Source organism: Brevibacillus sp. Leaf182 (genome assembly GCF_001423865.2).
Taxonomy (GTDB): domain Bacteria; phylum Bacillota; class Bacilli; order Brevibacillales; family Brevibacillaceae; genus Brevibacillus; species Brevibacillus brevis_C.
In genome coordinates this window covers 1-23,836 of the sequence record NZ_LMPN02000036.1, presented here as the reverse complement: position 1 = coordinate 23,836, position 23,836 = coordinate 1, and the positions used below count along the sequence as shown (strand labels likewise).

19 protein-coding genes are annotated in these 23,836 nt (G+C 47.1%); 2 read left to right on the top strand and 17 right to left on the bottom strand.

Annotated features, from left to right (window positions below; all coding sequences use genetic code 11):
* Positions 1-41: 41 nt before the first annotated feature.
* Positions 42-944, top strand: a complete 903-nt coding sequence (gltC, locus tag ASG16_RS26630; RefSeq protein ID WP_056494431.1) for a glutamate biosynthesis transcriptional regulator GltC — start codon at positions 42-44, stop codon at positions 942-944.
* Positions 945-1,035: 91 nt separating this feature from the next.
* A complete protein-coding gene (locus ASG16_RS26625) occupies positions 1,036-1,470 on the top strand; it encodes a VOC family protein (protein WP_056494505.1) in 435 nt (144 codons plus the stop codon).
* Between the two features lie 488 nt (positions 1,471-1,958).
* Here ASG16_RS26625 and ASG16_RS26620 read toward each other — a convergent pair whose 3' ends face one another.
* The 17 genes from ASG16_RS26620 to ASG16_RS26530 all read right to left on the bottom strand — a co-directional run.
* Positions 1,959-2,750 carry an SDR family NAD(P)-dependent oxidoreductase gene (locus tag ASG16_RS26620; RefSeq protein ID WP_048032850.1) on the bottom strand — a complete coding sequence of 264 codons (792 nt, stop codon included), beginning with the start codon at positions 2,748-2,750 and terminating at the stop codon, positions 1,959-1,961.
* A gap of 187 nt (positions 2,751-2,937) precedes the next feature.
* Positions 2,938-3,960 (bottom strand): AraC family transcriptional regulator, encoded by a 1,023-nt coding sequence (locus ASG16_RS26615; protein WP_056494434.1) that lies wholly within the window; start codon positions 3,958-3,960, stop codon positions 2,938-2,940.
* Positions 3,961-4,750: 790 nt separating this feature from the next.
* Positions 4,751-5,230 carry a Cys-tRNA(Pro) deacylase gene (ybaK, locus tag ASG16_RS26600; protein ID WP_056494440.1) on the bottom strand — a complete coding sequence of 160 codons (480 nt, stop codon included), beginning with the start codon at positions 5,228-5,230 and terminating at the stop codon, positions 4,751-4,753.
* 115 nt (positions 5,231-5,345) lie between these two features.
* Complete coding sequence (locus ASG16_RS26595) at positions 5,346-6,923, bottom strand: glutathione ABC transporter substrate-binding protein (protein WP_056494443.1); 1,578 nt, start codon at positions 6,921-6,923, stop codon at positions 5,346-5,348.
* Between the two features lie 184 nt (positions 6,924-7,107).
* A complete protein-coding gene (locus tag ASG16_RS26590) occupies positions 7,108-7,398 on the bottom strand; it encodes a hypothetical protein (RefSeq protein WP_048032845.1) in 291 nt (96 codons plus the stop codon).
* Positions 7,399-7,422: 24 nt separating this feature from the next.
* A complete protein-coding gene (locus ASG16_RS26585; protein ID WP_056494446.1) occupies positions 7,423-9,081 on the bottom strand; it encodes a hypothetical protein in 1,659 nt (552 codons plus the stop codon).
* A 2-nt stretch (positions 9,082-9,083) separates the two neighbouring features.
* The gene (locus ASG16_RS26580) at positions 9,084-12,551 is read right to left on the bottom strand and encodes a DUF4132 domain-containing protein (protein WP_056494449.1); all 3,468 of its coding nucleotides are present in this window, start codon (positions 12,549-12,551) and stop codon (positions 9,084-9,086) included.
* A gap of 25 nt (positions 12,552-12,576) precedes the next feature.
* Positions 12,577-13,716 (bottom strand): VWA domain-containing protein, encoded by a 1,140-nt coding sequence (locus ASG16_RS26575; protein ID WP_056494451.1) that lies wholly within the window; start codon positions 13,714-13,716, stop codon positions 12,577-12,579.
* Positions 13,701-16,103, bottom strand: coding sequence for a DUF5682 family protein (locus ASG16_RS26570; RefSeq protein ID WP_056494453.1), 2,403 nt, complete (start codon positions 16,101-16,103; stop codon positions 13,701-13,703). The genes ASG16_RS26575 and ASG16_RS26570 overlap by 16 nt, the downstream gene beginning before the upstream one ends.
* Positions 16,064-17,164: an ATP-binding protein gene (locus tag ASG16_RS26565; protein ID WP_198674280.1), complete on the bottom strand. Its 1,101-nt coding sequence runs from the start codon at positions 17,162-17,164 to the stop codon at positions 16,064-16,066. The genes ASG16_RS26570 and ASG16_RS26565 overlap by 40 nt, the downstream gene beginning before the upstream one ends.
* A gap of 200 nt (positions 17,165-17,364) precedes the next feature.
* A complete protein-coding gene (kynA, locus tag ASG16_RS26560; protein WP_048032839.1) occupies positions 17,365-18,225 on the bottom strand; it encodes a tryptophan 2,3-dioxygenase in 861 nt (286 codons plus the stop codon).
* A gap of 80 nt (positions 18,226-18,305) precedes the next feature.
* Positions 18,306-19,301, bottom strand: coding sequence for an aliphatic sulfonate ABC transporter substrate-binding protein (locus ASG16_RS26555; protein WP_056494459.1), 996 nt, complete (start codon positions 19,299-19,301; stop codon positions 18,306-18,308).
* 30 nt (positions 19,302-19,331) lie between these two features.
* A complete protein-coding gene (locus ASG16_RS26550) occupies positions 19,332-20,087 on the bottom strand; it encodes an ABC transporter permease (protein WP_048032837.1) in 756 nt (251 codons plus the stop codon).
* Complete coding sequence (locus ASG16_RS26545) at positions 20,020-20,862, bottom strand: ABC transporter ATP-binding protein (protein ID WP_056494462.1); 843 nt, start codon at positions 20,860-20,862, stop codon at positions 20,020-20,022. The genes ASG16_RS26550 and ASG16_RS26545 overlap by 68 nt, the downstream gene beginning before the upstream one ends.
* Positions 20,863-21,050: 188 nt before the next feature.
* Positions 21,051-22,535 carry an amidohydrolase family protein gene (locus ASG16_RS26540; protein ID WP_198674279.1) on the bottom strand — a complete coding sequence of 495 codons (1,485 nt, stop codon included), beginning with the start codon at positions 22,533-22,535 and terminating at the stop codon, positions 21,051-21,053.
* A gap of 184 nt (positions 22,536-22,719) precedes the next feature.
* Positions 22,720-23,331, bottom strand: coding sequence for a DedA family protein (locus tag ASG16_RS26535; RefSeq protein ID WP_056494465.1), 612 nt, complete (start codon positions 23,329-23,331; stop codon positions 22,720-22,722).
* 328 nt (positions 23,332-23,659) lie between these two features.
* Positions 23,660-23,836 (bottom strand): transposase (locus tag ASG16_RS26530; protein WP_198674278.1); only part of this gene is annotated, 177 nt, incomplete at its 5' end.

Genomic DNA, 23,836 nt, shown 5'->3' with positions numbered 1-23,836 from the left:
TCTATCTCAAATCGAGATCAATAGGTAAGGTGGGGGTATTCATGGAGCTACGACAGATTCAATACTTCATCGAGGTTGCCAAACGAGAGCACTTCACCGAAGCCTCACATCATCTGCACGTCGCCCAATCTGCCCTCAGTCGGCAAATCGCCAATCTGGAGGAGGAGCTCGGTGTGTCGCTGTTCCTCCGCGAAGGTCGCAATATCAAGCTGACGGCAGTTGGAAAAATCTTTTTGCATCACGTGGAAATGGCGATGAACGAAATCGAGAAGGCAAAAGAGAAGATTGAGGAGTTCCTAGACCCTTCTCTCGGTACGATTCGTGTTGGTTTTACGAGCAGCCTCGCCGCCAATCCCCTTCCGACAGTCATCTCCGGTTTTCGAGCCCGGTACCCAGACATCGGCTTTCAATTAAAGCAGGGCTCTTATCAGGGGCTGATCGACTCGGTCATCAACGGAGAAATTGACTTGGCTTTTCTTGGACCTGTACCCACTCAGGAAAAAAATGTGCGCAGCCACATCTTCTTTGCTGAAAATATCGTGGCACTGCTGCCTGCGAAGCACCCGCTGTCCAAGCAACCAAGCTTGCGTCTCAGTCAGTTGCAGGAAGATACTTTTGTATTGTTTCCACCCGGTTTCATCCTCCGCAATATCGCAGTCAATGCTTGCTCACAAATGGGTTTTTCTCCGAAAGTTGCTTTTGAAGGGGAAGATATCGATGCGATTAAAGGGTTGGTAGCAGCAGGCTTGGGTGTCACATTATTGCCAGAGCTTACGTTAACGGATAACGTTCCCCGTGAGACAGTGAAAATCCCGATAAGTGAGCCATTGGTGACGCGAACGGTGGGCATTATCATCCCCAACAACCGGGAGCTTCCCCCTTCTGAAAAGCTTTTTTATCATTTTCTGAAAGAGTTTTTTGATGTGCTGAGTAAGTACAGTTAAGGGGAAAGAAAATCAAACTACTGACAGACAGTTGTCAGTAGGCAGTCCTTATAATCGAAAGTACCATCCATTTGAAGGAGGAATTTCGATGATGAGCTACAACCAAACCTTACGGGGCTTTGCTACGATCAGTTATTGGGCGGATGATGTGCTGGCGGCAAAAAAGTGGTACACGAAACTATTGGGCTTTGCACCGTACTTCGAGCGGTTTGGACCGGATGGGCAGCTCGCCTATGTCGAGTTTCGCATTGGAGACTACAAGCACGAACTAGGCCTCATTGATCGCCGTTTCGCACCTGCGGCTGCGGTACCTGGTCCGGGTGGCGCTGTGATGTACTGGCACGTCGACGATATCGAATCCGTACTGGATAAGTTGTTATCCATGGGAGCAAGAGAGTACGAACCCCTGATCCAGCGTGGTGACGGATTCATAACCGCTTCAGTCCTTGATCCGTTTGGGAATGTCCTCGGCATCATGTACAATTCTCACTACCTGGAGATACTCGGTTCGTTTCAAACAGAGTAAGCGCAAGAAAAAGTCCTGATGAACAGATGCATCAGGACTTTTGTGTATCTTCATTCCGTTGCAGAAAATTCCCGTGTGCTGGCTTCCCTGGCGGTTGGTCGCGTCAATCTCGGTATTGGCAGGACTCGCGGCTGTTTTTCTGGTGGAAAACCGAAGCTAGTTGTTACCTCTATCCCCTTCTGTTCCAACCACTTCTTCGCTTCATCCATATCTATGCGATCAATTTGAAAGGCAACATGACGTAACGAAACGTGATAAGGGGTATCAACCCGGTCTGTCTCCCATAGTCCCTAACCAGCTCCGCCCTTTTTCAATCCAAAAGAAAGCAATTGTAGGAGTCTGATGGGCGAGTTCCAGATCAAGCCGTTTGTAAAACTCAATGGATCACAAGAGATTTTTGACAGGTAAATGTGCTTCGTATAATCCTTTACTCATACTGGACACCCTCCCTTGTCTTTTTCAATTCTGATCGATACATGGAATTCATGTTAAAAAATAGTTGGCACCATGCCCCCGTCCATACGGATAGGTGAACCTTTAAATGCGGTTGCATAAGGGCTGGATACGAATGCTACCAGCCTACCTATTTCAAAAGGTCTGATAAACCGCTGTAATTCGGATTGGGGCAGGTTTGCGGCCATAAATTGATTCTCTTTTTCCGAAAATGCCATATCATCAGGGAACAAACGATCAATGATTTGATATACATTTTCGGAAAGCGTTGGTCCTGGCATGATTGTATTGGAGGTGACTTCCGTTCCAATCGTTTGTTTAGATAGGCTTTTTGACAGTGATAATAGCATAGATTTCGTCATGCAATACTGAGGCATTTGCCCCGAAGGCATGATCGCTTCTTCACTTGCTATAAAGATGATTCGTCCATAATTGTTCTTCAACATGGTAGGCAAGTAAAATTTAGATAATCCATTAGCGGCAAGGACATTTGTTCGGAAGTATTTTTCCCATACTTCATCGTCAACGTCTTCATAGGACATGATCTCATAAATACCCATATTGTTAACGAGAATATCCACGTGGGGATATTTCTCAAATAATGCTTCTCTCTGCTTCTTATCTACAATATCAGCCGTAGCATTCTGAGGAGAAGTATCCGGGAATTCCGACTTCAATTCATTTACGATTCGTTCTACCTCTTCATCATTCCGTCCATTTACGAGGACATTGACGCCTTCTCTGGCAAGCTCAATGGCAATTGCTTTCCCGATACCTTTCGTCGATCCAGTAACTAAAGCAGTTTTGTTCCTTAATCCCATATCCATAACACTTGTCTCCTTTGTAGTCATTCACGGCAAGCTGACTAGAAGTCCATCTTGGAACATTCTTGTGCTCCGGATAGAGATTATCGTACTTTGTCTGGATCGTTCGGTAACTAGCGTACAATGCCAAATTTCTTGCTGGACCCGCCAAATATGGAAACAGAGAAAATGGTAGCCCTGCTTGGAACCGTTAGCTTGGGAATTTGACGGCAGGATTGACCCGAAAGTATTCGGAACGCCAATGGGAAGGTGTATCGCCTTCCCAAAGCCGAAAGGCCCGGTAGAATGAGTTCTGATCTTCATATCCAAGCAAGAAAGCCACTTCTTTTATATCGAGCTTGGGATCGGCTAAGTATTCTCGTGCCTGTTCATGTCGAGCCTGTGTTAACAGTTGCTTGAACGTTGTGCATTCATCCGTAAGACGGCGTTGCAAGGTACGATCACTCATGCCCAGCTCGCTGGCAACAGCTCGAATATCCAGGCGGCCTCCGGATAGACTTCGCTTCAAGCTCCACTTGACTATCTCAGCAATGGAATGACTACACTGTTCATCCAATGATCGGTCCAATACAGGTGTCAATATCTCCAACAATTCTTTGTTATACGAAAGAAAGAGGCCGTCCAGATCGCGTCGATGGAGTGTTAATCGGTTATCGGTGGCACCAATCCGTATAGGGCAACCGAAGTAAGCCTCAAGGGCAGTTACATCTCCCATCGCGTGAGAAAACTCAACGGACTGTGCAGTTAATCGCTTGCCCGTGCCCCGTCGCCCAAGTTCTAAAAGAAAGGCGAGTGTGGTTCCAACCAGGACTGGTGGTCCGGGTTGCTCGCTATGCATCCACTCCAATTCGATTGTACAGCGCTCGCCCTCCTCTGTTATACGCAACCTTTCCGGAGGGCACAGTTGTTTGTACCGGGCCATTCGATTAAGCGCGTCGCGATAGTCACGAGCATGGTAGGTCGCTAAAACAGTCGGTGGGTATTGTGCCGTTTCAAAGGCGGTTGAAAGCTTGATGATTCCGGTAGCAATGTCACCAACAAGATCAGAGTACGCTTGCCAGATGCTGAAATATTGGGCTGTGGTGACTATAGCTGGTTCTGTAAGAATGGTGAGCGGCAGGCGCGCTTTGCGAACTAGATCGTAGGGGGCAATCCCTATTCGTTGTAATCCCGCCCAAAATCCCGCCGGGAACTTTATACGGTCTGATTTCATTACGTATGGATCTCCTTTAGTTGCTTACCGATTCGTTCCGCTTATACTTAAGTATACATGAAGGTGATCGTACGTGTTATTATGGCTTGCCTGGCAGCAACTGGTATGCTCTCTGATCGGTAAAAAGTATAGTCGGATACAACAACTTCCATATCATACCGGGGAAGAAACCGACGAACATACCCCTCACCCCTCTCTGGATAAGGAGCAAATCATAGCGGAATGGAGAAAGTTTTACTATGATAGGGGAATAGTGGCACATTTCAGCAAGAGAGGTGATGGTTCTTATGCTAGATTTAACAAGTCCTGTATGGGGGAAGCTACAAGGTCCTTATGGTTTTTCCGATCGCGTCCCTTCGCTCCTTCAGCATATTCAGCACGACTATTTTTCCGAGGAAAAAGAAGAGTTGTACAGAACCAGAAACCTTCAGAGAAATCTGTCTAGAATACCGACGTGCCATTCTATCACTGACTGAGCAGACTGAATCAATCCTTCACCAAGTATCAATGGGAGAGCATGAAGCCGACAAGCGCTACTTACTAGCCGCGGACGCTGTTTTTCGTGGGGACAAAGACATTGCAAACATGCTCCTCACTTTTTCAGAGGGAGACGAATATGTAACGGTGTGTCCAACGTGCGCTTGCGATTGGGGATAAAAAGCTGCTTGCCCACCTTCCTTATCTTGCTGGTGAATTGAACTGCTGCTCATGCGACACCCCTATCCAAGTTTGGAAGGGACTTTTTCCCTAAACAACAAAAGGCCCCAGCTAATGCCGCGGCCTTTTTGCTTTACCATGCAGATACATCTGCCAAGGAGCCTTTCGTTGCTTGTAACAAGCCCTCTACTGCCATCTCGATCTGAACGCCAATGTTTCCGCCGCTGACAATGATCGTCTCTAACGATTGTGCTTGTTGATCGATCACAGTAGGAAACAATTTCTTCATCCCGATTGGCGAACATCCACCACGAATATAGCCAGATACTTTGGTAATCTCTTTCACGGGAATCATCTCGATCTTTTTCTCGCCGACTGCTTTTGCCGCTTTTTTGAGATCAAGCTCGGCTTCAACGGGAATGACAAACACATAATACGATTTGCTCGTCCCTTGAGAAATCAATGTTTTATAGACAACGCTCTCTTCGCGACCGATCTTTTGGGCAACAGCGATTCCGTCGATTTTTCCATCATCCGTTGCATATGTAAGCATGGTGTATGCAATTTTTTCTTTATCCAATATCCGCATCGCATTCGTTTTTCCTTGCTTCACGCCATTTCACCTCCGCTACACACTGGTCAACAAAATATAATCTATCTTAGGGGATGGCGTTCCACTTTTCAACCAAAAAACGCCACTGACACAAGCATGTCAGCGGCGCCTCGTATTACTGAATCGTTACTTCGTCAATCTCGATATGGCCAGCAGGGCTAATCCATACACCCTGTACATTCTTTTGAATGGCCGCCAAGTTCTCGGAGAATCGGAACGGAATAAGCGGAGCTTCGTTCATTTCGATTTGTTGTGCTTTTTCATAGATTTGTTTGCGTTTTTCTGCGTCTGGTTCTCTGCGTCCTTCGTCAATCAGCTTGTCTACTTCCGGATTGTTGTAGAAGGAATGATTACCAGGTGCGCCATGTGCTTTCGAATGATACAGATTGGCCTGGTTGTAATCGGGATCGCCCGTAGCATTTCCCCATCCACTCATGAACAGGTCTGTCTCCCCTTTGGATGCTGCATCGATATAAGCCCCGAATTCCATAACATCCAGTTGCAAGTCAATACCGATTGGCTTCAGTTGTTGCTGCAAAACCTCCGCTACGCTAATCCGTGCTTTGTTGTCATTCAACGCGATTTTTGCTTTGAAGCCGTTTGGATATCCAGCCTCGGCGAGCAATTGCTTCGCTTTCTCGACATCATACGGAATGTCTTTTACATTCGGACTGTACCCAACCATCGCTGGTGTAATCGAGGAGTGAGCTGGTGTTCCCACGTTGTTGTAAACGCCTTCAATAATGGTCTTCTTGTCGATTGCGTGGGCAATGGCTTGGCGGACACGCACATCATCAAACGGCTTTTTCTTTGTATTCAATCCGATGTGATCGACAGAGAACCCAGGGTATCGACCCAATTGCATGGATGGAGAATTTTGTACGCGATCGATGTCCGTCACAGGCAGGTTTTCTGCCACTTGAACTTCTCCTGTCTCAACCATGGCAAGGCGAGTTGTGTCTTCGGGTACGGTTTTGAAAACGACTTTATCCAAATTTGGTGTACCGCCATAGTAGCTATCGTTTCTCACGAGAACCACTTCTTGGCCCGGCGTCCATTTTTCGAATTTGTACGGGCCCGTGCCGGTTGGATGCTTGCTCAAATCTTTTCCATATTGTTCAATGGCTTTCGGGCTGATGATGCTTCCCTCTGCACTCGCCAAAACAGACAAGAGCGGTGCATACGGGTAATTCAGAAGAAACTGTACCGTGTACTCGTCTACCACTTTTACTTCTTTGATTGCTTCAAACATATTAATCCGGCTCGAGCCAACGGCAGGGTCCTGGACGCGAGCGATCGTTGCCTTTACCGCTTCCGCATTGAAAGGTGCGCCATCATGGAACGTCACGCCTTGACGCAGCTTGAACTCCCATGTCAAATCATCGACCTGCTTCCACTCACTTGCCAGAGATGGGACGTATTTGCTTTCTTTATCCATGCGGACAAGCCCTTCGTATACTTTGTGATGAACGATTGCTGCTGAAGGAATTTGAGACAGGAAATGCGGATCGAGGTTGTTCGCATCGGACAGACGAGCGATGACGAGGGTTCCTCCTGTTTTTCCTGCTTCAGCAGTCCCCCCTGCTTGTCCAGCGCTAGAGGACGCATCCTGCCCCGACGAACACCCAGCCAAAGCTGCAGATACTGCGATTGTCATGGCAATCAGCGTGTGATAAAAGCTCTTCTTTTTCATCTGTGTTCCCCCAATTCTTGTTGCAAATGTTTTAGCATTCAAACATGTTTTATTTTAGATAATATTCAGTCATTATATTTTCACTTTGTTTACCTTTATTTTCAGTTTCTTTACAACTTTGTATATAAACAAAAAACTCCCCCCTATGGTAGCGAGAGAGTGATTCAAGGATTAGCTGACAAAATTACGATGATCGTGTTAAAGGCTTTTTCATCATATTGACGTATTGCACCACATACAAATACTGCTGTGTCAACAACTCCGCATCCGCTTTTACTTCCTGCAAATAACGATTGCCTTCCACATGTAGGTCTTCTATCAATGAGCCGAGGAAGCTCATATCGTATTCGTTCGCGAGCTCTTGCAGTTTTTTCAGCTCCTGCAAATCTTGCTTATCAAGTTTATGGATTCCTTTGAGTAACAAGCGTTCCTGCCAATCCGTCAGCTTTTCGGTAAAGGAATATAACTCCTCCATGATTTTACGTCCACTCCCTCACCGTTATAGGTCTAATTTAAAGCTCGTCAGCGATTTGCCCTGCATGATGCTGATCGGATAAAGCCCATCTCCTATTTTTTGCACAAGCAAATACACATCGCGCAATTCCAGGAGTCGTTTGTTTTGTTCGAGATGACGTATATTGCGGGCAAATTCCCCCTGATAGGAGATGCTCAATTGGAGGGACTGACATTGCTCGTCTTCGATCGTCAAAATCAACTCCTGCGTCTTCTGATCGAAATCGACTTGGTTGAACTGCTTCGCTTTCAATATAAAAACGGAGTCCATCGCAGTCTCAAACATATCTCCTGCCGCATCCTTCCAATCACTTGACCAGTCGCAAACGAACACCTTGCCGAGATCTAGCTCTTCAATATTGTCCCTGGGAACAATGGTTAGCCGTGTCTCTTCACTGGAAGACAAGCGCTGCTCCCGATTCGTCTTCGCCTGTGTCAGGATGACCTGTGAATGCGAGAGCTCCTCCATCGAGATCAACCCGCCCCAGGGTACCTTGCCTTTATAGCTGTCCTTAAAGGAAAAGGATATGCCTTCATAATATACGGGGCGCGCTTCTGTATACGTGTATATCCGTTGATCAGTAAGCGAATAAAAGTAATACGTAATCCCCTTGTACCCTGAGCGCGTCTCCCATGGATTTGCTCCCAAGGCATACAGACTTAACTGCGGAACCATATGGTACTTACTCTTGAAGCTGCCGAGCAACTGCTTTTTCGCTTCAGTGTGATCGGTCTTCTCTAGCGCAAGCAAGCTAAGATACACCCGGGAAAGTCGATCGAGCAGCCCTTCTGTTGAAAACTTGACATGACGTTGAAAAAATAAGTTCAGCTCCCCATGAATGCCGCGAATGTCCTTTTCCACGCGGGGAAGATTGCCGTTATGCGCAGCGATAGCAAGCAGCTCCAGCCGTGTACAAATCGTCTGGGATAACTTCGCCAAGCCAATGCCTAGAATCTCTGCGATCAGTGATTTGGCTTCCGCTACGACATCGGTTTCGTAGCTGACATCGGTTACGGATGCGTGTAACTGCTCACGATCCTGTAACTGATGCATGGCCCGATAACGTAAAATGACCTCCAGCTTGTGCAAGCAATTGCCCTTTGCCTTGCAGGTGCACATGCTTTTCCCGATCTCCGATTCACTGTCAAAAGATACGGATATATCTTGGGTGCGCAATGTCATGGTTAAAAAGGATGTTTCAACGACCTCCATCTCCTCGAAATAGTCGAGGCGAAACAGCACTTCTTCTAGCTGCGCTGGAGTAAAAGCCTTACTGATGTGAGACGGCTGCAATTGCAACAGCCAGCTAAAGTCAGGCTTGTAGGTCTCCAGCTCTTCCTCGCTCTCTGCCCCTGCTTGCAAATGGTTTTGGGCATAGTTGACGATGGCAATGATGACATGCTTGCATATCTTGTCAGATGGACATGAGCAGGAAAAGCGAGTAATATCGGCATGAAGTCGGCATACGCTGTCATCTGACAGCGCACACTCGACGTAATCATCCCCGAACTCGTAGGAAACGGTAATTCCTTTTTCCATTTCCTTGATAGAACGATTGTAAATTCCTTTGTTCGCGTATTTGATCAGATACTCTTCGTTGCACAGCGCGATAAACCGATGAAATTCCGATGTGAAATCCGCCATCGTTATTTTCCTGCTGCTCGCATGACATCATAAACGGTTTCGCTGAAAATGCGTGTTGGAATATCAGTGAGCTTCAGCCGATCCACTGGTTTGAAGTAAAAATGCTTGTACTCGGCATCTTTATTTGGAAAGAAAGCCAATGTCTCCAGCTTCACATCCTCCATTCCTTCCCAATACGAAATGCTTGCCCCGCTGATTTTCAACTCAGCCACCATGCCGTCATACAGTTTGTAAAACTCGTAATAATAACCGGCATCAAGCGGCGTTCCTTTGACCCAGCCGAATTTCTCCATCATTTTCGCAAAAGCAGTAGGTGAATACGATTCAACAGGCAGGCGGAGCAATTCATTGGCTTTTATTTCTTCTTCCGTAGGCAAGAACGCTTCACGATTCATTTGCTCGAACGGTTGCGTAATTTCGTAATCTTCTAGCTGAGTACGCCAGCCGTTCAAGGTCTCTTCGTCCAGCTCCAGTGGATGAATCAAACCAATGAGCTGCTCATCTGCCAACTCATACTCGTCCTCGTCCACGGTGTTAAATGTCCCATCGTCCATATAGCGGAACGTATCTACGAGCTTTCCGTCCTCGTATACGCCCCAGATTAGCCCGATTGCGAATTTTTGCATCAACACGTTCTCCACAAAGAGACGTTTCCATGCTGCCGTTGACCAATAACGCGATTTGGACAGAGACTCCTCCAGACGAAGAGATTGTACTTTCACCATATTTTTCAGGTCTTTTTTCAATTGAGCAAAAGTCAATCGCGCTTGTTCTGCCTTCTCCTGATCGTCTTTCGCCGACGGTGCAGGCAGATTTTTGACCGCTTTTCCTGTGCTGTCGTTCGTAACTTCCAGCTCCAGCTCGTTGCTGACCTTGACCGTGAAGGTACGGTCGCCGTAGTCAAACACTTGCTTGCCCGAGGCATCGAAGCCAAGCGTGGTAACCAGTCGGTCTTCCAATTCCATCGCGGAAATGTTCTGATTCGCAGCCGCCATGGACAGCGCCTCTTCTGCTGCTGATTTGACTTGTCTGTTTTTGATCGTACGTTTGATCTGGTCGATTAGGCGCAGCGCAGTCAAATCATTCGAGAACGACAGGGCACGCACGCCATCCGCAGCCAAAGCTCCGCGAGAGTGATCTGTCCACTCCTTAATCCATTGACCAATCGTATCGACTATACGTCGATCTCCGAAAGCCACGCAGAGCGGCATAACCCATTTTTCTTTGGCGACCGCTCCATTATCGAGCCATGTGCGCAAAACTTCTGCGCTAAAGTCAGCAACAGATACCGCTTGCAGAGACGGTTTCAAGTCAAGTACCAACTGGTTTGGCGCTGTCGGGAAGTCGATCGAAGCGGTTAGCATGTACTCCATTACTTCCTGACCCAGCTCGTTGCCGTCTTGGTCGCGAAGGACTGGCATGCGCTCCAGTGGCATCCATTTAATCCGTGTGAGTTTCCGCTTGTCGGTCAGGTTGCCCAAATGGGTCAAGCTCGCATCCGGCCCTTGCTCCTCGGCGTCGATAAATGTTTGCAGCAGCGTTTTAAATTTGCTGCTTTTTTCATTTATCAGCAGCTCCTGGAAAATCTCCTTGTTATTGTCCAGGGAGCGAATCGCATCCAGCGCCATTTCCTTGACCTTTGCTTTTTTCTCGGTTTGATAGACGTGCAAATAAAGCTCCTTGTCTTTGGCCTGAAGAAACGCTGCGCCAGCGAGGCCGCTCACTTTTTTCGAGCTGTCAGCCAATCCGAGCAATATCGCTTGGTTACGCAATTCCTCTGACAGTGTCTCCTTTGCCGCTAATAGGGTTTGCGTCACAAACACGCGAAGCTCCGTTTCCAGCTTGTCAAATTGAGCCAGACTCATTTCCGGATTCGCTACGACCAACGAACGATACACCTCTTCATTGACGTCTGTGTAATAATAGTGCGTCTCCTTGATCGATAAAATCTGATAGAAAAGTGTCTGGATATCTACAGCTTCGTCCTTCCGGTAATGATCGATGAAGGCGGTCAATCGATCCTGGAACGCATGAGCGAAGCACATATGGCCTACTCTTCGATTGGACTTGTCTTTGTATTGGCACATGAACGGAATCAGACGCGCAATAAACGGATGGTCCACAGGCAAGAAGCTCAGCAGGATCATCTGCTGTCTTACGAGTTGTAAGTCCTCCAGATGCACATGCTCGAGCACATCCTCTAGGACAACTTTTTCATCCAAATAGTTCGCCAGCTTTGTTGAGCCCTTTGCACGTCGCAGCGCGTCTTGAATAATACCTTCCAAAGAAGGCTGGAATTCGGAGAGATCCACACCTTCTGCCGCCAACGTTTTGTATAAAAATCCTTTGACCATCGGGATCGAAGCAAGCTCAAGCGCTCGTCTTGATTTGGTTACGTCTTCCTGCACCAGTTGCTTCACTTGCTCCCAATTGGTCGGAGGGGATAGCAAATGCTCGCGAAGTCCCAGCAGTAGATCGTAAGGCTCATCCATGTGCACGAGGTTAGACAGTCTCTTATCTTCGGCCAAGATATCAAGCGGGAACATGTCAAACAAGATCTGCAAAGTGTCGTGCAGCTCCCGATCTATCTCCTCTTCCTTCTTCAGGAATGCATTGATCCCGCCTTTGACGTGAATGCGGAAATACAGCAAGCTGAGGACCAGCTCCATATACCGCTTCAAATGCTTCTGGTTCAAAAGGGAGCCTTCCTTGACCTGCTCTCCTGGATAATACTTTTCTCGCAGCGCAGCCTTTTTCTCTTTGACGTATGAAGGATACAACGACTCGTTGGTCAGAAAACTGTTGCTCGAAAACTGCATGGTCACGACTTCTTTGGCAATAGCATGCAGCTCTTTTATATATTCGCGCGTATCACCTGTAACTAGGTAATAGTAGCTCGGCATAAGCTTTTCTTTTGCTTCTTCCAATAAGCTCGGAGAAATCGTGTACGCATACGAAATGAATAGTAAAAATTCGGCCCGATCAAATGTCGAGGAGTAATCACGGCTGATACTTGCGCGATAATCCTCCGCAGCTTTTAACAAAAATTCGGCAAACAACGCATGTCCGAAATGCTCGATGGTTTTTCTCATGGCCTCCATTGCTTTCTGATCTGTTGCTCGGATTTCAGTATCACCGATGTCCTTCATACCCTGAAGTTCGATCTGATCCAGAAAGCACTCATCCATCACATTTTTCTTATCGTAAAAACGATTGCTAGCCTTGTAGATCAGCACCGCTGCTCGATAGAAGGCCAACTCCTCGCCGCGTTTTTTCAGCTTGTCAAATTCGGATCGAACCGTATAGCTGTAAAACCGCGGGTCCTCTGCGATTGCCGGGCATTCGTCTGTGTCACCCGCAACGTAATCAGCGATTTGATCATACAAATGCTTGTTTCGATCACTTGCACTGATAAACTCCTCCACAAATTTCTTCGTAACCGGATTCAGATCTGTCTTTCGTAAAACCATTCCTTACTCCTCCTTCTCTCTATCTCTATTTGATAACCTTTCCAATCCACTGCGCGAGCTCATCGGGCGTGATCGCAGCTACATTTGCTCCCATATCACTCAATACCCTGGCAGCATGCTGGTTGTACGTAGCGTTGCCATTGAAATCCAAAGCCGTCAGCACTAAAAACTTGCAGCCTGCGTCTATAATCTCCTTGCTTTGGCGATACATTTCCTTGATCGGATAGCCTTCCTCCAAATCGCTGACGAGGATAAATATCGTCTTCGATGGATTTTCGAGCAGTGTTCTTCCGTATTTGAGCGCTTGGGCAATATGAGTCCCCCCACCAAGCTGCACACTCATCAGCACATCGACCGGATCATCCAGTCTATCGCTCAAATCAACGACCTTCGTATCAAAAATAACCAAATGTGTCTTCAAGGCAGCGAGCTTGTAAAAAATACTTGCCATAACGGAGCTGTAAATCACAGAGTCCATCATACTGCCGCTCTCGTCCACAACAATGACGATGTTCCACTTGTTGTGATGCTGGATATTGCTGTGGAAATACAGCTCATCGATGATAAAACGACTTTTTTTGTGATCGTAGTTCTTCAAATTTTTCCGAATCGTTTTATGGACATCCAGATTTTTCATCGACTTCGTATAGCCGCGTTTGTGGCGATTGCGTTTGCCGACGATGCTGGTCTGCACTTCATTTTCAAGCTGTCGCCGCAGATCGTCTACGACCTTGCGTACAATTTCCTTTGCACTTTTCACGACCTCTCCTTTCATCCTGCCTTTAAATTGGAGGATGTTTTTCAAGAGCGTCATGTTGGGCTCCATGCTTTCCAACACTTTTTTGTCTGTCAGCAGCTCTGTCATGTTATAGCGGTCCAGAGCTTGCCGCTCGAGGATTTCTACTGTCTTTTTGGGAAACAGCTTGCGAATTTTGTTCAGCCAGGCGGGAACCGTCAATGCCGAATCTCCCCGGCCACCTTCTTTTCGATAGCCTTGCTCTTCCCCGTATTCACGGTTGTATAAAAATTCAAGAATCGAATCTAGTTCCTGATAGGAAAACTCGGATGATTGATAGACCCCGCTGCCTTCTAATGATTCCTCGGCATGAGAGCCCAATAATAACCGCCAGCGGTTCAAGGCTTCGCGGCTCAAATCAGGTTCCATTTGGCAAACTCCTCCTTGATCGCTTGATCGAGCATGCGGGCATCACGCAAGGTCCGCTCATCGATGACTGGATTCGTGACTTGTTCTACCGTCGTTTGGAAGAGAGCTGCCACTTTTTCCGAGAGCATACTAATTTCCATTGGGCTAAAATATGTAAACGCCAATCGCAGTTCAGGCACCACCTGCAAAAAGTCGTCGTAGGCCAAGGATGTAATCATCTGATGCAGATCGCGCAAGATTTCTTCTTGATGAAAGAGGTAGTCACGAGCCACGATAAAAACGCCATGTAAATACGCGGCCGTATGCAGCATTTGCTCAGGCGAGCCGAACATATAGGCACGCGCACGTCTGGAGATTTCTGCGCGGTCGATCACTTCGAGATTGCACAAGATCGCGACCACTACCCCCTCCAGTTTCGCGGGAAGCTTGTCATTACGGAGCAATTCCAGCAGTTGATCACTGAAAATCTCCTGGGAATCATCCGCTTGTCTCTTCTCACTCAGCATATAGAGGAATTTGAGCTGATCAGCCAACTCATCCAGTTCGTTGGGGTTCGGGTTTCCCTGCTCGACGATTTTGGTCACAGCCTGGTAATAGACTTCTTCCACCAAATTCTCCAGTCGTTCTGTTTCGCTAAGACCGAACAATCGTTTTTGCTCCAAAAGAATGGTGAGTGTCTTCAACGTTTTGCAAAGAGAGAGAAAATGTCCATCCTGCCTAACGGACTCTACTACAGATTCAAAGAGCCTTTCTGACAGCTCTTCCAACCCCATAACGACCGCCATCAAAAGCCATTTTGCCAACTCATAGCTCTGGTGCTGCGGCAGTTCTTTTACCATATCGGTTAGCTTATGCGCTGCTGCCTCCTTCACCGTCCCACCGTAGACCGAGCTTTCGATCAGACGGGCTTCTACAAAGGAGGAATAGCTGTAGCGCCATGTTTCTCGGACGAGATTGACATTTCGGTTGTTCATCCAGTCTGGTCCGGCTTCTTTGGCGCAAAATTCTGTGCTCAAGAACTGCATGCAGTGAAAAAACTGGCTGGCTTCGCGATGCGACTTTTTGGCATAAAGCTCTAGCACCTTTTGATTGCGCCCTGTCGTCGTGATCGCGAGCTTTAGCGATTTACATCTGTCTTTGCAATCGCGAACGATGGGCACATCTAGTGAATTTGGCGCAACCTCACCGATTCCGTCCCCTGTCAACAGCTCTCGCAATGTCTCGATCGGCTGTGAAGTCGCAATCGAGCGTTCGCCTTTTGTAAAAGCAGAGAGAACGGAATCGATCAACTCATAGGCACCGCCCTCCGCCTTTTCCCGCATAACAGCCAAGCCGTTCATGAGGCTGTACGCTTCGATCGCATCCGCAGTCGACGTCGTTTCTCCCTTGCCACGCAGTTTTTTGAGCAGTTGCGGGAGGTACACCAACGCGCTTTTCGAGAAGGGAGCAGGCTCCTTCTTCTCCAATGCCTTCCACACACTCTCGTAGTAGTGAACGTACGGCATCCCGCTTGCGTATCCATTCAACTGATCTGCTTCCTGGTACGTGTACACCATCGGATATATTTTTTCTTCCTGCACCTTTTGGATCTTGTAGGAAGTCTTGCGTTCCTCGATGAGTCCGTATGTATGAAAGCCCCCGGTCACCACGAGTATTCTCGCATGCTTTTGCTTGGCCTCTGCAATTTTTTGACGCATGTGCGCCTCGCGAATCAAATCGCCTTCCGCCTCCAAAGTGGCGTCATCATAGCATTTTCGAGAAAGGTAGCAGTAGGCAAAGACATCCTTGACGAAATCCTGCGTCTTTTTGCGGATACCATCAATCTCAAAAACCTTTTCCCACAACTCATCGAAGTTCCGGCATTTCATCGTCTGGCACAATCGCTGAATGAACTGCGAGCCTGCCAGCATGCGCTCATCGTGATAGGACAGCTTTTCATTCTTCTTTTTTAAATCATGGCCGTCTTCCAAGCTTTCCAGGCGGCTTCCGTAGCTTAGATCAATGAAAGCAGCAGGTATCTGCCGGCGTTTTGCTTCGAGCAAGGCTACATATTCCGGCGAATACAGAAGAAACGGAAAGTAACAGACGTATTTTTGCTCCCCTGAGGCGTACGCATAATAAATGCTCACAGGAGGCTTCGTCCGTTCATCCGTCAAAATCGGAATGATATGATTGCTATGGTCCGGTCCTTCAATCAGAATGATTTCCGGTTGATACTCTTCGATTGTTTTTTTCAAATGAAACGCGCAGGCAGGACTATGATGACGTACCGGGAAATAGACGACCTGTTTGTTGAGGTTGTAGACCTCTTCTTCGACGAATGATTTTATGAAGCGGTCTTGACCGTTTATTTGATCCATTTCTTCTCGTTGTAATAAGTTCCCCATAGACCCTCTTCCTTTGCCCGTTCTTTGACCACTTTGGTAAAGTAGGTTTTCAGGATATTTGCGTCCTTTTGGTTTTCCTTGACGACCGCTCCCAGCATGTTCTGCACCAGTCGATCCATGGAAATCGGCCTGCCATCATAGTAATGCGACGTCATTGCACTTTGGACATAGACGGATACGGCTTCGGCTGTACTCATCACGGATTGAGGGGAATCGATTTTGAACCCTTCCTTGGTCTCGCCCATGCGTAACTCCATGAAGGTCGTCGCCAAGATTTCAACCACATCCCGATCGATTTCGATGTTTACGCCACTTTGTTCCAGAATCACTTTTGCTTGGGATTCGATAATTTGTGCTTCCATTTTCACATGATTAATCGGCGCGATTGTCTCGAAGTTAAACCGTCGTTTGAGCGCGCTGCTCATTTCATTGACGCCTTTGTCCCGCAAGTTCGCTGTTGCAATGATATTAAAACCGGGCTTCGCAAACAGGATGCCGTCTGACAGCTCGGGAATGTTCATCACCTTGTCGCTCAAAATACTAATCAACACGTCTTGAACCTCAAATGGACAACGGGTAATCTCTTCAAAACGGGTAATGATTCCCTTGCTCATTCCGGTGTATAACGGGGAAGGAACCAGCGCTTGCAGTGAAGGACCTTTGTCCAGCAGCATTGCGTAGTTCCAGGAGTATTTGATCATATCCTCTGTCGTTCCTGCGGTGCCTTGGATCGTATTGGTGCTCGTACCGGAGATCGCCGCAGACAACAGCTCAGACAGCATCGTCTTTGCCGTTCCAGGTTCACCGACGAGCATCAAGCCACGATTGCCTGCCAATGTGACGATTGCACGCTCAATAAGCACATCGTCTCCATAGAACTTCTTCGTAATCGGTATACTTTCGCCCTCATAAGAGATGGGTTCATCCGTTCCTAAAATAAAATCGCGCACAGCTCTGGGCGACATCAGCCAATTGGGAGGTTTTGTCCCTGTATCATGGGATCGCAGCGCATTCAGCTGTTTGTCATATAACACTTCCATAGGTGGCTTCATTGTTTCCATCCAAATGCCCACTCCATTTCTGGTTGTACTTGAAAAATAAGGGATACTACAAAAAATGAAAACATATGTTTGTCAAGAAAAGAAGGGTATTTGTACCCAATATTAGGAAAGATATGTGAAAAGATGTGAAATGAGTACTACATGCTAAAAAGCGCCTTGGGTCCCCAAGACGCTTTTCTCGCATTTTTTGAAGAGTTTTTTTACAACGATGTCCGCAAGCTCCAAAGCTCCGGGAAAAAACGGTGATCAAGCGCTCTGCGTAAGTACATGACGCCTGATGATCCGCCTGTCCCTGGCTTTTGGCCTATGATGCGCTCGACTGTCGTCATATGGTTAAAACGCCATTGTTGTTGCTGGCTGGCGATGTCCACCAGTTTTTCTGCCAACTCGTACAAATCCCAATACTGGTTCACATTTCGATACACGGTCAGCCAGGCTTGCTCTACACTATGATTTGGTTGATAGGGCTGTGACCAGTCGCGCTCTAAACATTCTGGATCAATCGGCAAGCCACGAGCAGCCATTTCCCTGATCGCCGCATCGTAAATGCTGGGCTGCTGCAAGGCTGCACTCATTTTGGCGTGAAGTTCTGGTTGATGCGCATACACCGCCAGGACATGCTGGTTCTTATATCCTAGCGTAAATTCAATAAATCGATTTTGATAAGATTGAAAACCGGACGAATGACCCAGCTTGTCACGGAATTGGAGGTAGTCGGCTGGTGTCAATGTAGAAAGGACATCCCACGATTTAATCAATTGCTGCTGGATACGCGAGACTCGTGCGAACATTTTGAAAGCAGGCTCCAGATCGTGATTGCTGATGCATTCATTTGCTGCTGACAGTTCGTGCAGAATTTGTTTCATCCATAGCTCACTCACCTGATGAATGATAATAAACAGCATTTCATCATGATGGGTAGATTGACAGCGTTGACTCGACAAGATTTGATCGAGCTGTAAATAATCGCCGTACGTCATTTCTTTTTGGAAATCCGTATGAATCTGTGCCTCCAATGAAGTGTCGTTCGGTTGATTACTTCCTTGTTCATGTGGTCTCATCGCGGCATGACCTCCTTTCCCATCTAATTCCTTTCCCCTCCTCGTTCCTCCTGCTGAATCTCCCTCCTTCTTACCCGATTTTATTTCGCAGCTTCCAAATATTTCAAATTGATTAAGCCATCGATTTTATTACTGGTTATATAACCGGCTTCTTGGCTAATATCTGCCATTTCCTGAATAACCTTTTCATTGACCGCCGTTGTTACTTCCAAACGGGAAAAGGCTGCCTGTACTTCTTTTTTGCTCAGCTCTTTGCCAGTCAGATTTTTCAAATGCTTGATGATCAGGTCTTGGCTTTCTTCGGGATTTTCCTGAATGAATTTGACTGCCTTTTTATGTGCTTGCAGGTAAGCAGTTGCCAATCCTTCTCGTTTCAAAAATTCATCGCTGGCTGCTACCACGGTATTCGTTGATTCTTTCCCCCAAGCGAATTGATCCCAGTCCAGAAGCAATTTTCCTCCTGCCTGATTTTCCAGTACATATCCCCACGGCTCCTGAGTTGCTGCGCCATCTACGGATTTTTGCACGAATAATGCTGCCGTATCAGCTGGAGCCGCCGCATACAGTTCCACATCGCCACCATTCGTCGTCGGTTTCAGACCAACCTCATTCAGTGCTTTTCTAAGCATGACATCCTGTGTGCTGCCGATTACCGGAATCGCGATTTTTTTGCCTTTTACATCTTTTAGTTCCGTAATATTGGTTGAATCATTCATGACGAGCACAGCTCCGCCATTGACCGCACCTGAAATCAAACGATATCCGGGATGCTTGACATAAAAGTTCAAAAGAGGTCCAGGTCCTACGGTCCCTACATCAATCGCTTTGGTAGCCATCGCTTCCATAAACAATCCGCCATTGGTGACCGTTTTCGTTTGAATCTTCACATCCTCACCGAAGGCCTCCTTGAAATAGCCTTTTTCCAGTGCGATGATTGTTGCGCTATGGGTCAGGTTTGGGAAATATCCGATTCTTACTTCCTTCTCAGAGGATTCTGCTCCGCCTGTAGAGCACCCACTCGCAATCCCCATCAATAATAGGGATGCGACAACGGTACTGAACACTTTTTTAAGCATGTGACGACACACTCCTTAGCCATTTTTCTTTTATGAATGGACTCCCCACTTCATCTGAACGTTGCGTTCAATGCGTGAAAAGACAACATTATCGACGATGGTTCCGATGATCGCAATAATGATCATGACAGATATCACCAAATCCATTTGTCCAAGTGAACGTCCCATCTCGAGCAATTGACCGAGACCACCGCCACCCCCGAGCAATTCACCAGCCATGAGTGCCCGCCAGGAAAATGCCCAAGCGATTCGAAGTCCGGAGATGATCTGCGGTACGGATGCAGGAAGAATGACTGTTCGTACAAAGTGAAAGCCAGTGGAACCGTACGTCCTGGCTACCCGCTGATAGAGCGGCGGGACATTTTTGAAACCGCTGGTCGCGTTGACCGTCATCGTCCAGGTCGCCCCGATCGTCACGATGAACAGAATGGAGAAGTCATTTAAGCCAAACCAGATAATCGCAAGCGGGAACCAGACAATACTCGGGATAGACTGAAGCGCAGTCACCACAAAGCCAAGCGTATCTTCTACGAGTTTGTACCTCCAAATGAAGTAGCCCAATATCAGTCCGACGATAATGGCAATGAGAAAGCCCAACAGGATTCGTCCCATGCTTTTTCCAATCGCTGCGGTAATTTGCCCGCTTATCAATCCATTTACGAGCGTTTCGAAAACCTGGGTCAAGCTGGGAAACATGAACGATGGCAGCCCAGATAATCTAGATGTGACTTCCCATATCGCCGCTATCATAGCGATGAAGATGACCCGTCTTAAAGCTGTAGTCATTGCCCATTTCCTCCTTCAGCACCTTTTCTATCTCTTCTTGCAGGATCGACAGCACCTTCTGCTCCGTGTTTAATGTCACACTGTCCGGCATGACTCCATCGCGCATGGCAGGAACCGCAATGATCTCCTTGATTTTGCCTGGGCGTGTGGCAAAAACGACGATCCTCTCGGCAAGCTGAACGGCCTCCCGGATATTATGGGTGACGAAAAATATTGTGACCTTGGTCGTCCGCCAAATCTCAAGCAACTCCTTATGAAGAACCATCCGTGTCTGTTCATCCAGCGCCGAGAATGGTTCATCCATCAGCAAAATGTCGGGTTCCATAACAAGTGCCCGAGCTATGGCTACACGTTGCTTCATCCCGCCTGAGAGCTGATGGGGATAGGAATGAACATACTTGCTTAAATGGACCATTTTGAGCACTTCCAGCGCCTTTTCGTTGGCTTTCGTTGCAGACATTTTCTTCAACTTGAGCCCGTATGTAACATTTTCCAAAACCGTCAGCCATGGAAATAATCCCGCTTCTTGAAAAACGACGACTCTGTCAGGACCGGGCTTATTCACTTTGTTGCCAGCAACGTGTATGTCACCGCTGTCCGGTTGATCCAATCCGGCTATTAAGTAGAGCAGCGTTGACTTTCCACAGCCAGAGGGTCCGACAATGGAAACGAAGCTGCCCTTTTCCACCTCCAGATTGATATCATCCAACACCTTTACTTTTTGTTTCTGCTCATTCAAAAAATGTTTCGTAACATTATCAATAGTCAGATACATGGCTGCACCTCTTTTTATTCCAACTTAGTCGATGGGGATTATGAATAAATAATGATTAATCCTATCGTTTTTGTCAACTATAATCCGATAAAAAAGGGAAGGCGGCGGGCACCTTCTCCTATTCAATGCAGTATCCAAGTATTATGTGCAGCATTACACGGCGTCTTCTTTCACTACTCTTTTTTCCCCTACAACTTCGTCGGATCAAATCTTCTCTCATCTAAATAAGCGCGCGCATGCCCCCAGAAATACTTGCTTGGCTGCATGTAGATTTCCAGACCTGCCCGCTCGATTGTACGATTTGCCTCTTCATTGGCTTCTTTGAGGATTTGCTTTTCATCCACAGTCAAAACACGGCGCTCGTCCATAATCAGCTCACCATCGACAATGACATGGTTCACATCTCCACCGACTGCCTGATAAACGACACGATGGACGTGCATGTTCTCCGGATTCAAGTGGGCCTGATGCATATTTACAGTAATGACATCCGCTTTTTTACCTGCCTCAAGCGACCCAAGCTCGTCATCCCAGCCGACACAGCGAGCTGCATCGATCGTTACCATTTCCAGCAGCTTGCCCGGCGGTAGGTAATAATAATCGCGCAGCGCCGCTTGTTGCAGCAATTGCATTCTGCGCATGGCCTGGAACATGTCAAAAGGAGTCATCGGCGAAGTACCATCTGTCGTGATCGCAACGGTCGCTCCCATCTCCAGCAGTTCCGTAATGGGTGTGCGTGCATTGATTTGACCAAAACCAGGAGAAGCACTCACATTCGTTCCTGTTTCGGCCAAAATCTTCGCCTCGTCAAAAGAAATTCCCCGGCAATGCTGCAAGTGTACGTCTGGACCAAGTAGCGCGTACTCTTTGTCTTGAATCGCGAGGTGAATCATGCCTCCAAAAGCATCAGAATGGATGCGCGTGTCGTACTTTTTCGCAATTTCCCTGATTTTCCGCGCTTGGTACCGGTCGAAATCAGTTAAGCCAAACAATTGGTCAGCTGGTGTCGGATAGGACGGATTGACAGAGGTCACGATGACAAACGGAGTTATGTATGCTCTGGTTTTATCGTTATTCGCGTGATTCAGGGCTTCGATCACTGCTTCTGCCCCAGCGAGCACTTGCTCATAGGTGACTTCCTTTGTTACTTTTTGTCCATCGACCCAACGGCTGAAGGGATGCGGCCACGGTGGATTGCATGGACCTGTCGCTACGATTTCGCGAACGCCAACCTCGTTGTACGCTTTGGCGTGATTCAAGGCAAAGATCGGATCATCTGAGCGCGGCATCGAGCCCAGGACGCTAACACCTGTTGTAATCCCGGCTTTAAGTCGCTCCAGTGCAGACAGCTTTCCCTCGTAATACCAGAAATCGTCTGTCACGTAATGCTTGTAAGTGTTGGTCATGATTGGCATCCAGTCGTTGATATTGTCTGTCGCAATCGTTTTGAACAACGAATGTCCGCCATGACCATGTGCGTCAACAAAGCCTGGCAGTATACAATGATGCGCGCAGTCGACTACCTTTTGCGCGGGATACTTGTCATTTAGAAGTTGAGTGTCGCCTACCTCCAAAATTCTTCCTTTATCAATGGCGACTGCCCCGTCCTGTAATACCCGACGGTCTTTGTCCATGGTAATGACTACACCGTTTACGAGTAACAAATCGATCAAGTTGCATCTCCTCCAGACTCAAGAATAAGGGCGGTGCCCATGACACCTACTCCCCCTTTCTACACCTTACCGCACTTTCGGCACTTTGTATTTGCAAGAAAATTACAACTTTTTATAATATGTTTACTTGTTGGTTCCAAATGGAAAAACCACCTTCCCTTGAAGGAAAGATGGTTTGAAGATTTTAGGCATCCGCTTTTCGCTTGCGTAGGAAAAAAATGAGAAAGGTTATCCCCGCAAATGCGAGTACAACATAAGCGACATTGGAATAAAGATCGAAATAATACAGAATCTCTTCCCACGATTCCCCCAATAAGTGCCCAGCCATCACTAGGACGATGTTCCAAATAAGCGTACCGAGTGTTGTAAACAGCAAAAACAGTGGGAAATTCATTTTGGTCATACCAGCAGGAATGGAAATCAGACTTCTGATTAATGGGATCATGCGGCAAAAAAAGATCGTCCAGTACCCGTATCGGTCGAACCATTCATTTGCTTTATGGATATCTGCCGTTTTAATGCGCAGAAGATGCCCCCATCTCTCAACGATCTTCTCTATTTTTTGGACGTCTAGGTAATAACCGATACCGTAAAGCATGATTGCCCCAATCACCGAACCGATTGTCGCTGACACGATTACGCCAATAACGGTTAAGGATGATTGTGTCGTCATAAATCCACCGAAGGTCAAGATCACCTCAGAAGGGATGGGTGGAAAGATGTTTTCCAGTGCCATCATGAGCAAGATACCGAAGTAACTATATTGTTCAATAATTTGGGTCATCCAGTTCTGCATGCTATCCCTCACAATTATTTACCAATGCTTATCTCTCCAGTATAGAGACACGCGTTGCATAGTTCAATCAAAAGCGATAATCTTTTCCTTTATTTCAATACGAAAGAAGGAAGGCTTGGGTTACCTTTCCTTTGAAAATTTTCATTTTCGATCTCAAAGTGACTGGGACAGCCTTCAATCACATTCCCATAGAAAATTCCAGCACTGATGTTCTCCATGAAAAAAAGGACGGCTATGTGGAGAGCCGTGCAAAATACTCTCTATCTTGAAAAGAGACGTTCTCTTTTGGAAAAATTCGGTCCGTAGGACCTAAAAAATGGAGGCTACCTTATGCTGAGGTGGCCTCCATTTTGGTTTGGAGTTTTATCATTCGCTTTACATTTACTGTAAAGGCAGTTAGTATGGCTTGGATTTGCATACGAAAGAGACCACGGTACTTGGCCCTGGTTAACCCATGATACCTTTTTAACTCAGCATTTTTATGTTCAATAATCGGTCTACGACG